Below are 14,775 nucleotides of genomic sequence, written 5' to 3'. Positions count from 1 at the left end.
CCATTGGCCGTGTAGCGCTATGGCAATTTTACGCCGTAAGCGGCCATCGCCCGCGCAGGTCAGAGCGCCCGCAAAAGCGTGCACCCCGTTACGGCATGTATTCGATTGCAAGCTGGTTCAGAGCGCTCATAGTGTGTCACCCGGCCGACCGGGAGGTCTATCATGGAAGGAGCGACGGGCATGCCTGGAAACCTCGATGATATCCGCGACCAGCAGCGCGACACATGGGATCGTTTTTCAGCGGGCTGGAAAAAATGGGACGAGCCGGTTCTCCGCTGGCTTGCCCCGTTTGGTGATGCGATGCTGCGGCTCGCGAACTTGCACGAGCACTCGCATGTCCTTGACGTTGCCGCCGGCACCGGCGAACCTGGCCTTACTGCGGCAGCTATGGTGCCGCGTGGAAGAGTGACGGTAACCGATCTCTCCGAGCGCATGCTGGCGGTGGCCGCCGAGAATGCGGCGCGCCGGCATCTGACGAATTTCGAAACCAAAGTCTGTGACGCGGGAGCGCTGCCATTTCCCGACGCACATTTCGACAGCGTTCTGTGCCGCTTCGGGTTCATGTTCTTTCCCGATATCTCGCTCGCGGCTCGAGAATTTGCCCGGGTGGCGAAGCCAGGGGCACGCATCTGCGCGGCCGTCTGGAGTGGGCCTGACAGCAACCCCTGGGCAACGACGATCATGTCAACGATCGCTCGTCACGTGGAGATGCCTGCGCCGCCGCCCGGATCGCCGGGGCTCTTTCGTTGCGCCCCGTCTGGATTGATGCGCAGCGCCTTCGAGGGAGCCGGTCTGAAGGACATAAACGAGGAGGAAGTGTCGTCCGTCATGACCCACGAGTCACCGGAGAGGTATTGGGACTTCATGACAGACATCGCAGCCCCCGTCGTGGCGGGACTTGCGAAAGCCGACCCGGAGACAAAAGCGAAGATCCGCGAAGAGGTACTCACGCTGGCACGGCAATCCGTTCGGGACGGACAGGTGCAGCTTCGTTCGACCGCGTCTGTGATTGTCGGTACGCGGTAGATTGTAGTCCCGCAGAAACGGAGGTGGAGAGCGGGAAGGCCTGGCCGACGATTGGCTCGGTTGAAATGCGCCCATACAGGGGGTCACGCGGACCTGCTGATCGGCTGGCTATGCGCCGCCCCATGACGAGATCTCAACGCACCAAAAGCAGCCATCGGCCCCATCGTGCGATTTCCAGGCCAAGCGGACCGCCTATCGAGGTACGCTTGGCCACTGAACGTTGTGTGCTCAGTTCGGGACAGCGCTCCGATCAACCCAGTCCTTCCTCGGCGAGCGCCTGGATCACGGAGGGCAGCGCCCGCATGCGGTCGAAGGCCTTGCGGAGGTTTTCCGGCAGCTCGACGCCGCTCTTGGGTGCAACCATCAGAACCCAGAACAGGTAACAATCTGCAATCGTCATCTCGTCGCTGACGAGGAATTTCTTGTCGCCCATCTGGTCGGCGAGGATGGCGAAGGCTTTCACAAGCTTTTCGCGGGCGCGCACCTTTTCCGGCTCGGGGAAATCCCTGAAGAAGGGCTGGTAACTTGCATGGATTTCGGATGCCATGAAAGCGAGAGACTCGAGCGTCCGCCACCGGATCATGCCATCCTTCGGAAGAAGCTTGCCGCTCTTCTCGGCGATGTAGTTCAGAATGACCGGGTTCTCCGTGAGAAACACGCCGTCTTCCAGCTCGAGGGTTGGAATATAGCCCTTTGGGTTGATGGACAGGAAATCCCGGCCGTCCTCGGTCTTTCTCTCATGGTTGATGCTCAGGAGCTTGTAGGCGAGCCCGGTCTCGATGAGCGCGATGTGATCGGCCAGACTGCAGGCGGCGGGATAATAGAAGAGGTTCATGGTGGTCTCCCTGTAGTGGACCCGTCTCCGCGTTTCTTTCCAAAGACAAGGTCTACAATGTTGACCACAACCATTTATGTGACCTAAAAATACCCGTCAAAAGCATATCTTTGGGAGTTGGTCAGATGGATGTGACTGTTTCGCACGCGGAAGCCGATTGCAGGGGAGTGAGTGAAATCCTGAGCCGCGTCGGCGACAAATGGACGATCCAGGTGGTCGTGTCGCTTCGGCTGGGTGCCCGACGGTTCAACGAGCTGAAGCGGCAGGTAGGCGGTATTTCGCAGCAGATGCTGACACGGACGCTCAAGACGCTGGAACGCGACGGCCTGGTCGATCGAACCGTCCATCACAGCACACCGCCTCAGGTCCAATATACCTTGACCCCGCTTGGGCATTCCCTGTCGGAAACCGTGCGGCAGCTCGCCGAGTGGGCCGTCATGCATCGGGGAGCGATCGAAGATAACCGCCTTCAGTATGACGCCAGCGGAAAGCTGCAAGCTTTTCCGACTTAACGATTTCTCCGCACCCCCGGACACCGCGCGGGACTAGCTCGGCATCCCGATGCCGCGGAGGATGAGGTCGATCCCGGCGACAAAGTCGGCACGGTCGTCATGCTGTGGCAGATAGAGGGCGATGCTTCGCGCGAACGGGAACTCGTCCGGATCCAGCCTGGACCACTCGTCGGCGACCTCCTCCAGGAATTTCGATCTACGGATTGGGCTCTTAGATAAGTCAGCTGGACGGACCTCGCCATTTGCCGGCAGACACAGGACAGACCACCGCGTCCGCCGCCGCTCGGGAACGGGCCCTTGAGACCAAGGTCCCCGCCCCCACCCGACCTTGGTCCCGAAGGCGGGATCATTGGTCCTAGTCCCATGGATTTATATCCGCCGCTGCTCCAGAATGTGCGACATCTGAAAAGCCCCGAAGCGCGGAGCGTCTCCCGGCTTTGTCAGGGCGTATGGAGGAGATCGGTGAATATGAACAAGGTCCTCAAGAACGGCATCGTTGTCCTGGCGCTTGCTGCAGTCTCCGTCGGCGGCGGCGTAACCGGATTTTCGGGCCTCGCTTTCGCCAAAGACGGAAATGGTGGCGGAAACGGCGGCGGCAATGGTGGCGGCCATGGCGGTGGAAACGGCGGCGGCAGCGGCACCGATCGCGACAATCTCTCGAACCATGGCCATTCCGGCAAGAGCCGGTCGACGTCGGCCAGTCTCGGCTCCGGCAAGGAGCGGACGAAGAAGGATGCTGGCCGACAGGTCTCGAAGGTGACGCCCGCCGAGAAAGCTAAGCCGCAAGCCTCGGAGCTGGCCGGCCTCAACTCGCTGCGGCGCAACTTCCACGCCTATCTCAACACCAGCGATCCGCGGATGGCCTCGCTTTCGGCCTATGTGACGGCCTATGCGCAATACGAGAAGACGAACGGCATGGCCCCGGCAGCCACGGATCCCGAGCTCGGCGAAGCCGCACTGCGCGATGCGCTGAAGGATTTCGCAGGCGCTCCGGTGAGCGACGAAGCTTTCGGATGGGCGCAGGACGAGCTTGGCGTCGGTCCGTCGGTCGGCAAGATCGATCAGCTCCGCGACCATCTCGACACGCAGGCGGTTCGCTGAGAACTGCCCCTATAAACCGACAGCGCCGTACGCCTTTTTTGGCGCACGGCGCTTTGAAGTTTCTCGAGCCGAGAAATCCCGCTACCAGATCCGACCGATCCGGTGGTTTGCGTCCTAGAACTTGTAGTTCACGCCAGCCTTGAGCGTCTGGTCGCGCACGTCGGTCCTGGAGGAGACGCCGCCGGAGGTGCTGCGGACGTCGTTGGTCATGGTGTAGTTGTATTCGACCCGAGCCGACAGGTTGTCGGTGAGCTTCTGCTCGACGCCGGCGCCCAAAACCCAACCCGGCTTCCAGCCGTCCGGACCGGACGTACCGTTCTTGCCGCCGAAGCTGGTGAGCGCGGCGCCTGCGGTGCCGTAGACAAGCGTCTGGTTGAAGCCGACGCCGGCCTTGGCCTTGGCGGCGACCCGGCCCTTTTCGGTGATCTTGCCACCGGGCACGCGGCTTTCGACGTTGCCGAGATGCGAGGCTTCGATTTCCGCGCCGACGACGCCGGAATCGAGGTCGATGTTGTAGCCGCCGTGACCGCCGAGAACGAGGCCCTTGTCGCCATCGAACGGGTTCAGCTTGCGGGATGCCATGCCGAGATCGGCACCAACATAGGCACCACCCCAGCCCGCCTTCGGCGCGCCGGCAGGTTCGTTATAGGTCGGCGGCTCGGAATAAGGCGCCAGGTCGGCAGCCCAGAGAGGCGTGGCAGCGAATGCGGCGAGGATCGCCAGGGCGAATGGCTTGTTGTTCATGGTCTTGGTTTACTCCGTACAGCGCCTGCATCTCAAACATCAGCAGGCGGTTACTCAAAGGTTACACACCGCGCGACGGTCACGTTCATCCCACCCAAGCCCCTGAGGCCCGGACCGCCGGCAAGTTTCCATTCATTTTTCATGAATTCATAAACACTTCCTTAATCCGCAGGCCACGAGTGCCCAATAGCCGATCAACAAGTGTAACAGTCTCGGGAGCAGGCCTCCGTGCCGGCGAGATATGAAGCGGCATCGCCCGGAACCGCTCGATCCGGATGAGGCAGATATCAATAGGCTTCAGAGCCCGTCTGCGCCTCGTCAATCCGTTGCAGCCGCGAGAATTTGGCCGCCGTTGCGCTCCTGAACGAGCAGAGCACGTTTCTCGTTGGGCTTTGCCGGCGGGATCGACCGGCTTTGTGGCTTGCCGTTCCACAGCCCAAGATGCGTCAGTTCGCGCACCACATGCGCATGGGGCAATGTCTCGCCGGCATTTTCGCCGCGTGCGACCGGAACTTCGACAAGGCCCGCATCATAACGGACCAGCCAGATATCGGCAGGCGATGCCGGTTTGCCACCGCCATCGATCGCAGCCGTATCGCCTTTCAGGCGCACCGCAGGTCCGGCAAGCGGCTTTTCTGCTGAAATCAGGTCGTGGACTTCACCGAGATCCTGGCCGACCGTCGAAGTTCGGCCATTGATGACCATCTGCGGCGTGAACGGGCTCGACTGACCCAGCGCCGGTTCGTAGGTCACCTGGCGCTGCGTAAATTCCTCCCTGCCGAAAATGTCCTTCCAGCCGAGATAATCCCAATAGGTCACAGCGAAGCTGAGCGCCAGGATGTCGGGCTCGCTGCTCAGCTTGACCAGATTGGCATTGGCGGGCGGGCAGGACGAGCAGCCCTGGCTGGTGAACAGCTCGACCACGACCGGATTTCGCGTGCCGGCCAGGGCGGGTGCTGCACCGATCAGGCCAAGCGACGCAGCGGCGATCGCGATACGAAACGAATCCAGGTTCTTCACGGGGGTGCTCCTTGCAGCATTGCCATCGCACCTTCATTCGCGGCGACCCGCGCCCCGGTTACAGGCTCACGGTTTAGTGACCTCCCCCCGGACAGCGTGGCCGCTCTTTTCGCGTCTAGGGTTTACCGGCGCGGATATGCAGGAAGATCGGCGCCACGCGGGTGTCGGCGACGACCGGTTCGGCCCTCGCCACCTCTTCGGATGCCATCGGCTCGCCGAAGGCCTCGATCACCAGTCCGGCGCCGACGACCATCGACACCCAGGTGGTCAGCGTGCGGTGAAAACGCGGCACCGAAAACGGCGTCAGCTTCGCCCGCTCTTCGGCCGGAATTTCGGAAAACAGCCAGCGTTCGATCCGCCCGTCCGTCTCGTCGAAATAATCGGCAATCTGCACCGCCACCGCCTCGCCCCTCTCATCGCGGATATTCTTGCGCGTCGGCGGCACGAAACAGGGATGCAGGATCGAGAACTGCAGGAAACCGCCGGGCTTCAGGATGCGATGGACGCCCTTCAGCACTTTGCGCTGATCGGCCATGTCCATCATCGACATGAAGGCCGTGACGAAATCAAAACTCTCGTCCGGAAAGTCAATCCCCTGCCCGTCGCCGAGCACGTAGGCGATGCCGAGCGGGTCGGCCGCCTCAGTCTCGCGAGCATAGCGGATGAAGGTCGGGGCGATGTCGAGCCCGGTCATCTCGGCGCCGAGCCGGGCGACTTCGCGGGTATTGGTGCCCTCGCCGCAGCCGAGATCGAGGCCTTTCAACCCGACAACCGGCGGCAGCATGTCGAGAAAGGCCGGGGTGTTCAACGCATCCCGGTATTTGTCGTAACCGGCCCGCGAATAGATCGTCCAGGTCTCGGCATTGCTCTCCCAATGGGAGCCGACATCAGTCGCATCCATGCTCTTCCTCCTCTCAATCGTCGAATGGGCGGCGAGCTATATCCGCGACGAATGACAATGGAAAGATGTTGGAACCCGGAAAACAGAAGCCTTCCGGCAGCAAGAACCGCCGGAAGGCTTCTGTTGGAACGGATCTTCTGGCCCGGAGGCCCGGCCCGTTACTGCAGCGTGCGCTGGAAAGTCTGCATGTCCGCCGGAGTGCCCGGAGCGACGCCGGCTTCGCCGCCATCGAGGCCGGTCGCGACGACCGAGACGCGGAACTTGCCGTCGAGATTGCGGTCGAAGATCGCGCCGACGACGATGTCGGCATCGTCCATGACCTCGTCGCGGATGCGGCTTGCGGCTTCGTCCACCTCGAACAGCGTCATGTCGGAACCGCCGGAGATCGAGATCAGCACGCCCTTGGCGCCCTTCATCGAGATGTCGTCGAGCAGCGGGTTGGCGATCGCAGCTTCGGCGGCGAGCAATGCACGACCTTCGCCGGAGGCTTCGCCCGTGCCCATCATCGCCCTGCCCATGCCTTTCATCACCGATTTTACGTCGGCGAAATCGAGGTTGATGAGGCCTTCCTTGACGATCAGGTCGGTGATGCAGCCGACGCCGGCAAACAGCACCTTGTCGGCGGTCATGAACGCGTCGGCGAACGTGGTCTTGGCGTCGGCGATGCGGAACAGGTTCTGGTTCGGGATGACGATGACGGTATCGGCGGCGCGGCGCAGTTCCTCGATGCCAGCATCGGCCGTCTTCATGCGGCGGTTGCCTTCGAAGGTGAACGGCTTGGTGACGACGCCGACGGTCAGGATGCCGGCATTGCGGGCCGCCTGGGCGATGACCGGTGCGGCACCGGTGCCGGTGCCGCCGCCCATGCCGGCCGTCACGAAGCACATATGCGAGCCGGACAGGTGATCCATGATCTCGTCGATCGACTCTTCTGCTGCAGCGCGGCCGATTTCCGGAAGCGAACCGGCCCCGAGGCCTTCGGTCACGTGAGCGCCGAGCTGGATGCGGCGGGATGCCTTGGAGGTCGCCAGAACCTGCGCGTCGGTATTGGCGGCGACGAAATCGACGCCCGCCAGCTCCTCGGCGATCATGTTGTTGATGGCATTGCCGCCGCCGCCGCCTACGCCGATCACGGTGATCTTCGGCCGCATTTCGGTGATCTGGTATTTCTTGCCGTCCGTCATCGCAATCTCCTTGGCATCGGCACCCGCCGGCCGGGCGGCCTGGTGGCACCCGAATCACATGTATTTTAGCTGGGCAACAAGGCAGAGGCTTGGCGAAAGAACAAGCTACAAGGCGCAGAAAGCGTCCAAATGAAATTTTCCACAAGTTGCGTGGAACTTTTTGCGTTCACAGCAATTGTGAGGATTCGATCACAAAAGAGAGAGGAGCCCAGCGTATCATGCCTACGTCCGCTGCACGTACGTCCATCGCCCCGCCGGATGAGCATATCCTCACCGTTCAGGAGGCTCTCGAACCGCTCTTTCTCGCGCTCGAAGAGGAAGCGGAGATCAAGATGATCGCCGCCGCCGTCAAGGCTGGCTGGTCCGTCGAAGACGCCGTCACCGCGATCGACGAGCTTCGCCGGACAGAGCTCGTATCCGCAAGCTGGGCCCATTGACCCATCACAAAAACTCGTTCGCCTGAACTCCGAAGATGTCCTAAATCTATCGCACTGCATATAAGCGTTGCGAGGACATAATGACCATCAGGAATATCTGCATCTATGGTGCGGGCGCTCTCGGGGGCACGTTTGCGACGAAGATCGCCAACGGGCTTGGCCCTGAGGCGAACGTCTCCGTCGTAGCGCGCGGCGCACATCTCGCCGCCATCCGCGACAAGGGCCTGACCGTCGAGCCGGGTGGCGATGCCGCGCCGCTGCATGCGCGTGTCACCGCGACCAGCGATCCGTCGGACCTGCCGAGCCAAGATCTGATCATTACAGGTCTCAAAGGACACCAGCTTGCGGATGCGGCCGAGGGCCTTGCCGGCCTTCTCGAGGAAGGCACTCGGGTCATCATGATCCTGAACGGCATCCCGTGGTGGTATTTCCACCGGGATGCGGAAAGCGGGCATGCGGAACGCCAGCTTTCCGAGCTCGATCCCGAGGGCAAGCTGTGGCGGCTCGTCGGGCCGGAACGGGTGATCGGGTGCGTCGCCTATCAGGGTGCCGAGGTAATCGAGCCCGGCGTTATCCGTCTCAACGGCGATGGCCGCTTCTTCCTCGGCGAACCCTCGGGCGAGCTCTCGCAGGACCTCCAGTCGATCTCGGCGCTTCTCGGCCGCGCCGGTCTCAACATCCTGCCGACCCAGCGGATCCGGGATGCGATCTGGACCAAGCTGATGGGCAATGCCGCCTACAACCCGATCAGCGCGCTCACCGGCGGCCGGATGAACAGCATCATGGAAAACGCGGCGCTGGTCGAACAGGTCGGCAAGGTGATGACGGAGACGAGAGCTGTCGGCGAGGCGCTTGGCGCGGTCTTCAGCGGAAGCGTCGAAGAACAGCTCAGCCGGTCGGGCGGTTTCGGCCCTGTCAGGACCTCGATGCTGCAGGATCTGCTTGCCGGCAAGGCGCTGGAGATCATGCCGCTGACCGGTATGGTGGTGGCGCTCGGAAAGCTCGCCGGCGTGCCGACGCCGACCTGCGAAACGGTGTTGGCGCTGACCCTCCAGCTCGGCCGCGAAAACCTTAGAAACTGATTCAAGGTTTTATGAATCAGAATCCGAAAACCCACACAAACGCTTGAAAAGATGAGGCGATGCCGGCTTTCGACCGGCATCGCGTTTGACGATTTCACTTCTTGACCTGTTCCGCCCAGTTCGGCGCATTGCTCTTGCCATCCAGGAAGGGCAGCACGGTCGGCACCAGGGCCGGCGATGCGAAGGCCTCGTAATGGGTAAGATCGGGCAGGATCGCCAGCCGGTTCTTCGGCATGTTCTCGCGCATCCAGCCCGCATCCTTCAGGCCACCGCCGAGCTTGTGATAGAATTCGACGATGTGCTCCGGGCGGATCATGTCGCTGTCGCCGAAGACCAGCATGACCGGCATGGTCAACCTGGCGACCGCATCGGAGAAATCGTAATCCCGGCGCATCAGGTCGCCCATCGCGTCGAGGAGCCGCGGGAATTCGGAGACATCCGGCGCCACCGCCTTGTAGGAGATGAACATCGGCGTGTCCTTCATCATCTCGGCCATTGCAGCGCCGACGGCTTCCTGCTGGGGGATCATTTCCGGAAAGAACCCGTTTTTGGCGAAGGGTGCCGAGGCGATGACGAGCCGCCGCACCTTTTCGGATGACTGTGCGGCCATCTGCAGGGCGACGCCGCCGCCCATGGAATAGCCCAGCACATCGACCTGGCTGTAGCCGAGTTCGGAGACGATCTTGCCCATGTCGGCGCCCATGGCTTCCAGGCTGAACGGCCGCTTGCCGAGCGACGTGCGGCCATGGCCCTGGAGGTCGACGCCGATGACCTGGCGGTGCTGCGTCAGCGCCGGCATGATCGGCGCGAACATGTCGACGGAACCGAGACCGCCATGGAGCAGCAGCAGCGGTTCGCCTTCCCCGCGGATCTCGTAATAATAGTTGATGCCGCCGACCTCGACATAGCCCTTCTTCGAGGGCTCGGCGGCGATCGCCTGGGGTGCGGCCGCTTTCGGTTCCTGCGCTTCGGCCGGAGCCGGAACGAACGATGCGGCGACGGCTGCAATTGCGGTGGCCAATATCCTGATCGACATGATGTCCTCCTCGATGGATTGGTTGGTGATGCCCCAAGGACGAAGAGGAAGAGCCTGGGCCTACAATCCCCGCCCAAAAATCTTCATGCAAAAAGAAAGTCCCGCCGCGAGGAGACGGCGGGACAGGTAGATTGGAGGTCAAAAAATTATTCTTGTGCGGCGGCTGCAGGGGACGAAAGCCGCCTGATTGTCTTCGGCTCAGCATGGGGATGGTGCCGGCTGAAGCTGGTCTTCAAGGAAGTAAACCCATAGGGAACTGCAAGGTTCCACTATTCGTTAACGACATATTGTTAAGATTGATGAACTTCTATGCTGGCATTAATGAGGCAGAGGATGGCCGTTCCGAATTTCCGCTTTACCCACTACGATCTGAAACCGCAGCGCGCGGGGACGACGATCGAGGTGACGTTGAATGCGGTCAACAACGTCCGCCTGATGAACGCCGCCAATTTCCAGCGCTTCACGGAACTGCTCGATTTCAAATATGTCGGCGGCATCGCCAAACGATCCCCCATCCGCCTGGTGATCCCGGAGGCGGGCCATTGGCACGTCATTGTCGACATGGAAGGCCATCACGGGCTGGCGGAATCCTCCGTCAGGCTGATCGGAGCGCCGGCCAACGTCGTGGCTCAGAAACACGCCTCCTGATCGGCTGCCAGAAGAGCTTCATTTCGGATTTCGTTCCTTGCGAAGCTTGGCCCACCAGTCGAGCCGTTTGCGGATGTCGCGCTCGAAGCCGCGTTCCGGCGGATCGTAGAACGTCTGCCGGCCCATCTTTTCCGGAAAATAGTCCTGGCCTGAAAAGGCGTCCGGCTCGTCGTGGTCGTATCGATAACCCTCGCCATATCCCTCGCCCTTCATCAGCTTGGTCGGGGCATTGAGGATGTGCTTGGGCGGCAGGAGCGAGCCGTTTTCCTTGGCGGCGCGTGTGGCCGCCTTGAAGGCGGTATAGACCGCGTTGGATTTCGGCGCGGTCGCCAGATAGACGCAGGCCTGTGCAAAGGCCAGTTCGCCTTCCGGGGAGCCGAGATAGTCATAGGCATCCTTGGCGGCATTGCAGACGACGAGCGCCTGCGGATCGGCAAGGCCGATATCCTCGACCGCCATGCGCACCAGCCGGCGGCCGAGATAGAGCGGGTCCTCGCCGGCATCGAACATCCGCGCCAGATAATAGAGCGCCGCGTCCGGATCCGAGCCGCGCACCGACTTGTGGAGCGCCGAGATCAGGTTGTAGTGGCCGTCCTGCGCCTTGTCGTAGACCGGAGCGCGGCGCTGGACGATCTGGGTGAGACCCGTCGTATCGAAGACCTCCCCCTCCCGCGCGGCGCGCCAGACCTCCTCGGCGAGCGTCAGCACGGCGCGGCCATCGCCATCCGCCATGCGGATCAGGCTGGCGCGCGCATCCTCGTCGAGCGGCAGCGGCTTGCCTTCGGCCTGTTCGGCGCGGATGAGAAGCTCGCTCAGGCTTTCCTCGTCATGGCTGCGGAAGGTCAGCACCCTGGCACGCGACAGGAGAGCGGCGTTGAGCTCGAAGCTCGGGTTTTCGGTGGTCGCGCCGACCAGGATGACCGTGCCATCCTCCATGACGGGCAGGAAACTGTCCTGCTGGGCGCGGTTGAAGCGGTGTATCTCATCGACGAAGAGCAGCGTCTGGCGGCCGTCCATGCGGCGCAGGCGCGCCGTCTCGAAGACTTTCTTCAAATCGGCGACGCCGGAAAAGATCGCCGAGATCTGTTCGAAGGCGAGCCCCGCCTCGCCGGACAGCAGCCGCGCCACCGTGGTCTTGCCGGTGCCGGGCGGGCCCCAGAAGATCATCGAACCGAGCGATCCGCTATCGATCATCCGCCGCAGCGCGCCGTCCTCGCCCGTCAGATGCGGCTGTCCGGTGACCTCGGCAAGCGACTTCGGCCGCAGCCGGTCGGCAAGCGGCCGCCGGTTGGCGATCTCTTCGGGAACCTTCGGCGCGAAGAGATCACCGCTCATCGAAAGAACTGCCTGATACGCTGGCCGCCACGCTCGATCTCCACCCGCCAGAAGCCCGGATCGTCGTCGAGCATGGTTTCCATGCCCTTGGTGCTGGTGACGGCAGTGCCGTTCAGGGAGATCAGGATGTCCTTCGGCTCGAAACCGAGGCGGGCGGCGGGAGAGTTGCGCGTCACGTCGGTCACGACCACGCCGGTCTTTTCAGCCGGGATGCGCAGTTCGGTCGCGAGCTTCGGCGACAGGTTGGCAACGCGAAGGCCGGCAAACGGGTTGCGCCCCTCGATCAGCCGCTCGTCGCGCGGCGTGGTTTCGGGGGCGGTGTTGAGCGCCAGGTTCACCTGCCGCTGGCCATCGGCGGTCTGGACAGTCAGCACCGCCTGTCTGCCGAGACCGGCGGTAGTCAGCCGGTAACCGAGAGCATCGGGATGCTCGACCGAAATGCCGTTGACGGCGGTTACCACTTCGCCGGGCTTCAGGCCGGCCTTGTCCGCCGGTCCGCCTTCGACAACGCGTGTCACCAGCGCGCCGCGGGCGGTCTTGAGGCCGAGCGCTTCGGCCACATCCGAATTGACAGCGTCAAAGCTCGCGCCGACGAAGGGGCGTTCGAAGCTGGTCTTGCCCTCGGAGGCGGCGGCCAGGAAGACTTTCACGAGATTGGCGGGGATCGCGAACCCGATGCCGTTCGAGCCGCCGCCGCGCGAAAAGATCGCGGTGTTGATGCCGATCAGCTCGCCGTTCATGTTCATCAAGGCGCCGCCGGAATTGCCCGGATTGATCGAAGCGTCAGTCTGGATGAAAAAGCCGAAATCGCCCGTGGTGATCTGGTTGCGGGCAAGCGCCGAGACGATGCCGCTCGTCACAGTCTGGCCGACGCCGAACGGATTGCCGATCGCCAGCACGAGGTCGCCGACCTCGACGCGATCGGAATCGGCGACCGGCAGCACCGGGAAGTGCTCCTTCGACTTGATCCGAAGTACCGCAAGATCGACGCTCTCGTCCTTCAGCACGACATCGCAGGGGAACTCGCGGCCATCGGCGAGCGCGATCTTGATGTCGTCGGCGCCTTCGATGACGTGGTTGTTGGTGACCACGAGGCCGTCTGCCGCAAGGATGACGCCGGAGCCCAGCGACGACTGCTTTTCCGAACGGTTCGGCATGCGCTGGCCGAAGAACTGCTCGAAGAAGGGGTCGCCTGCAAAGGGATTGAGGCGCTGCACGACCCGTTCGGCATAGACGTTGACGACGGCGCCGGCGGTCTGCTTGACCAGCGGCGAGAAGGAGAGCTGCATTTCCTGGCGGCTCTGCGGCACCACCTTGTCCTGTGCAACCGCCGCAACGGGCATCAGGAGAGCGAGAGCGAGAAAGCCGGTCGTCACGCATTTCGGCATGGTCAGCATATAAGTCCTCATTTGAGAAAATCCGGATCGATTTGTAGCGTGGAAAACTAGAAAGGAAAGGTGGCGGAACAACGGAGATTGTGGCGAAAACCGTCAAGCTTTTTCCCTATACAGGGTCGAGACCGGGAGAAAAACATTGAACTGGCTGGCAGGCATGAAAGGCTGGGCGAAACGGCTGAAACGCGACGTTCTGGCGTTGTGGCTCGCCGCCCGCGACCGCCGCGTGCCGTGGCATGCCAAGCTGGTCGCCGGCGCGGTCGCGGCCTACGCGCTGTCGCCGATCGACCTCATTCCCGATTTCATTCCCGTTCTTGGTTATCTCGACGATCTGCTGATCGTGCCGCTCGGCATCGTGCTTGCCATCAGGCTGGTCCCCGCGCCGCTGATGAGCGAGTTCCGCAGCCACGCCGAGCGTTGGGCCGAAAGACCCACGAGCCGCACCGGCCTCGCCTTCATCCTTTTCATCTGGTTCTCTTGTCTCGTCTTCGCTCTGTGGAGCCTCTGGGAACTGAGCTGACCTCCAGGCGTTGCGACTGGAGATCAGGAGTGCAGTCATGAGACGTTTTTCCATCGCCATCGCCTTGACGAGCCTTCTCGGCCTGACGCTCTCAGGCTCGCCCCGAACTGCCGCTGCTGCGAGTTTCGACTGCGAGCGGGCAGACCTTGCGGCCGACGAGAAGGTGATCTGCGACACCCGCACGCTCAACGATGCCGACGTAAAAATGGTCACCACCTTCGACATCCTCACCAGCCTGATGGCGATGGGAAACCGCGGCAAACTGCAGGACGAACAGAGCGCCTGGCTGAAGAGGCGGCAGGCATGCGGCGAGGATGTCGAATGCCTCCGGGCGGCCTATGGCGAGAGGCTGAAGCAGTTGGATGAGGCCTACAAGAATTTGAACCGGCCGCTTTGAGCAGGCCTACACATCAGCGCGCGGCGCTATGGATAGAATTCCTGCGATGCGACGAATGACCGATTGCCTGATCTCATCAGGCAGCTTGCCGATCGGCTCGACATGGCGGGCCTCAACTGTGGCTATCTTGACTGGACGAACAACGGAGGGTGCCGGAAGTCCTGCACTGCCATGATCCGAGATTGCGATGTCGTCGGTCCAGGGGCGGTTCTCGGCGGAGGTAATCATGACGACCCATAGGAGCGCCGCCTCTTCACCAAGGTCGCCGGACGACACAACGAGCGCCGGCCGACGTTGTCGCGTATCCCGATCCGTATATGGAAATGGTACCCGGACGATATCGCCCTGCTCAAAGGTCGGCATAGGCCTTCCGATCAGCATCGCTATCCCACTCATCGAATGTGGCAAACGGATCGTCGACCGGCTGGGAAGCACGGGAGATCAGCACGCGGCCGTCCGGTTCGAACGTGTAAACGAGCTCATCGCCCTCCCGCAGTTTGAGGGCGTTGCGAACGGGCTGAGGAATAGTCGTTTGTGATTTACTGGAAAGCCGGCTGGTAATCATCGACGCACCTCCTTCAACCCCATTGTAAGGAAATTCCT

Annotated in this window: 18 protein-coding genes; 8 read left to right on the top strand and 10 right to left on the bottom strand. The window is 62.2% G+C overall.

The features are described from left to right. The first annotated feature begins 180 nt into the window (after nt 1–180). A complete protein-coding gene (locus RG540_RS06680; RefSeq protein ID WP_038593176.1) occupies nt 181–1,026 on the top strand; it encodes a class I SAM-dependent methyltransferase in 846 nt (281 codons plus the stop codon). Nucleotides 1,027–1,276: 250 nt separating this feature from the next. Here the strand turns inward: RG540_RS06680 and RG540_RS06675 are convergent, their stop codons facing one another. Continuing rightward, nucleotides 1,277–1,861, bottom strand: a complete 585-nt coding sequence (locus RG540_RS06675) for a glutathione binding-like protein (RefSeq protein WP_038585915.1) — start codon at nt 1,859–1,861, stop codon at nt 1,277–1,279. A gap of 125 nt (nt 1,862–1,986) precedes the next feature. Between RG540_RS06675 and RG540_RS06670 the strand changes: the two genes are divergently transcribed. Both RG540_RS06670 and RG540_RS32305 read left to right on the top strand, forming a co-directional pair. After that, the gene (locus RG540_RS06670) at nt 1,987–2,373 is read left to right on the top strand and encodes a winged helix-turn-helix transcriptional regulator (protein WP_038585912.1); all 387 of its coding nucleotides are present in this window, start codon (nt 1,987–1,989) and stop codon (nt 2,371–2,373) included. Between the two features lie 468 nt (nt 2,374–2,841). Continuing rightward, nucleotides 2,842–3,474, top strand: a complete 633-nt coding sequence (locus tag RG540_RS32305; RefSeq protein WP_038585909.1) for a hypothetical protein — start codon at nt 2,842–2,844, stop codon at nt 3,472–3,474. A 114-nt stretch (nt 3,475–3,588) separates the two neighbouring features. Here RG540_RS32305 and RG540_RS06660 read toward each other — a convergent pair whose 3' ends face one another. From RG540_RS06660 to ftsZ, 4 genes are all read right to left on the bottom strand, one after another. Further along, entirely contained in the window at nt 3,589–4,218 is a 630-nt protein-coding gene (locus tag RG540_RS06660; RefSeq protein ID WP_046601438.1) for an outer membrane protein, read from the bottom strand. Nucleotides 4,219–4,536: 318 nt separating this feature from the next. Then, nucleotides 4,537–5,238 carry a DUF1223 domain-containing protein gene (locus RG540_RS06655; RefSeq protein ID WP_038585907.1) on the bottom strand — a complete coding sequence of 234 codons (702 nt, stop codon included), beginning with the start codon at nt 5,236–5,238 and terminating at the stop codon, nt 4,537–4,539. A gap of 115 nt (nt 5,239–5,353) precedes the next feature. Continuing rightward, a complete protein-coding gene (locus tag RG540_RS06650; RefSeq protein WP_038585905.1) occupies nt 5,354–6,139 on the bottom strand; it encodes a class I SAM-dependent methyltransferase in 786 nt (261 codons plus the stop codon). A gap of 158 nt (nt 6,140–6,297) precedes the next feature. Next, complete coding sequence (gene ftsZ, locus RG540_RS06645) at nt 6,298–7,323, bottom strand: cell division protein FtsZ (protein ID WP_038585903.1); 1,026 nt, start codon at nt 7,321–7,323, stop codon at nt 6,298–6,300. Between the two features lie 218 nt (nt 7,324–7,541). Here ftsZ and RG540_RS06640 point away from each other — a divergent pair, with 218 nt between their 5' ends. Continuing rightward, on the top strand, nt 7,542–7,760 hold the full coding sequence (locus RG540_RS06640; RefSeq protein ID WP_038542223.1) for a hypothetical protein: 219 nt from the start codon (nt 7,542–7,544) through the stop codon (nt 7,758–7,760). An 80-nt stretch (nt 7,761–7,840) separates the two neighbouring features. Then, nucleotides 7,841–8,842: a ketopantoate reductase family protein gene (locus RG540_RS06635; protein ID WP_038585901.1), complete on the top strand. Its 1,002-nt coding sequence runs from the start codon at nt 7,841–7,843 to the stop codon at nt 8,840–8,842. Between the two features lie 94 nt (nt 8,843–8,936). Here the strand turns inward: RG540_RS06635 and RG540_RS06630 are convergent, their stop codons facing one another. After that, a complete protein-coding gene (locus RG540_RS06630; RefSeq protein ID WP_038585899.1) occupies nt 8,937–9,878 on the bottom strand; it encodes an alpha/beta fold hydrolase in 942 nt (313 codons plus the stop codon). 333 nt (nt 9,879–10,211) lie between these two features. Between RG540_RS06630 and RG540_RS06625 the strand changes: the two genes are divergently transcribed. Further along, complete coding sequence (locus RG540_RS06625; protein WP_038585897.1) at nt 10,212–10,526, top strand: DUF1883 domain-containing protein; 315 nt, start codon at nt 10,212–10,214, stop codon at nt 10,524–10,526. An 18-nt stretch (nt 10,527–10,544) separates the two neighbouring features. Here the strand turns inward: RG540_RS06625 and RG540_RS06620 are convergent, their stop codons facing one another. Continuing rightward, complete coding sequence (locus RG540_RS06620) at nt 10,545–11,861, bottom strand: replication-associated recombination protein A (protein ID WP_038585894.1); 1,317 nt, start codon at nt 11,859–11,861, stop codon at nt 10,545–10,547. Continuing rightward, entirely contained in the window at nt 11,858–13,249 is a 1,392-nt protein-coding gene (locus RG540_RS06615; protein WP_407668897.1) for a DegQ family serine endoprotease, read from the bottom strand. The genes RG540_RS06620 and RG540_RS06615 overlap by 4 nt, the downstream gene beginning before the upstream one ends. Nucleotides 13,250–13,394: 145 nt before the next feature. On the opposite strand from RG540_RS06615, the gene RG540_RS06610 reads away from it, so the two are divergent. Next, nucleotides 13,395–13,775, top strand: coding sequence for a YkvA family protein (locus RG540_RS06610; protein ID WP_407668872.1), 381 nt, complete (start codon nt 13,395–13,397; stop codon nt 13,773–13,775). A 37-nt stretch (nt 13,776–13,812) separates the two neighbouring features. Further along, nucleotides 13,813–14,172, top strand: a complete 360-nt coding sequence (locus RG540_RS06605; protein WP_038585885.1) for a lysozyme inhibitor LprI family protein — start codon at nt 13,813–13,815, stop codon at nt 14,170–14,172. A 6-nt stretch (nt 14,173–14,178) separates the two neighbouring features. Here the strand turns inward: RG540_RS06605 and RG540_RS06600 are convergent, their stop codons facing one another. Together RG540_RS06600 and RG540_RS06595 are read right to left on the bottom strand one after the other, a co-directional pair. Continuing rightward, nucleotides 14,179–14,535 carry a type II toxin-antitoxin system PemK/MazF family toxin gene (locus RG540_RS06600; RefSeq protein WP_038585882.1) on the bottom strand — a complete coding sequence of 119 codons (357 nt, stop codon included), beginning with the start codon at nt 14,533–14,535 and terminating at the stop codon, nt 14,179–14,181. Next, nucleotides 14,522–14,737, bottom strand: a complete 216-nt coding sequence (locus RG540_RS06595) for a type II toxin-antitoxin system PrlF family antitoxin (RefSeq protein WP_038585878.1) — start codon at nt 14,735–14,737, stop codon at nt 14,522–14,524. Before RG540_RS06595 ends, RG540_RS06600 begins: the two co-directional genes overlap by 14 nt. Nucleotides 14,738–14,775 lie beyond the last annotated feature (38 nt).

The organism is Neorhizobium galegae bv. orientalis str. HAMBI 540 (genome assembly GCF_000731315.1).
Classification (GTDB): domain Bacteria; phylum Pseudomonadota; class Alphaproteobacteria; order Rhizobiales; family Rhizobiaceae; genus Neorhizobium; species Neorhizobium galegae.
Note: the sequence above shows the minus strand (reverse complement) of the source record. Positions and strands in the feature narration are given on the sequence as shown.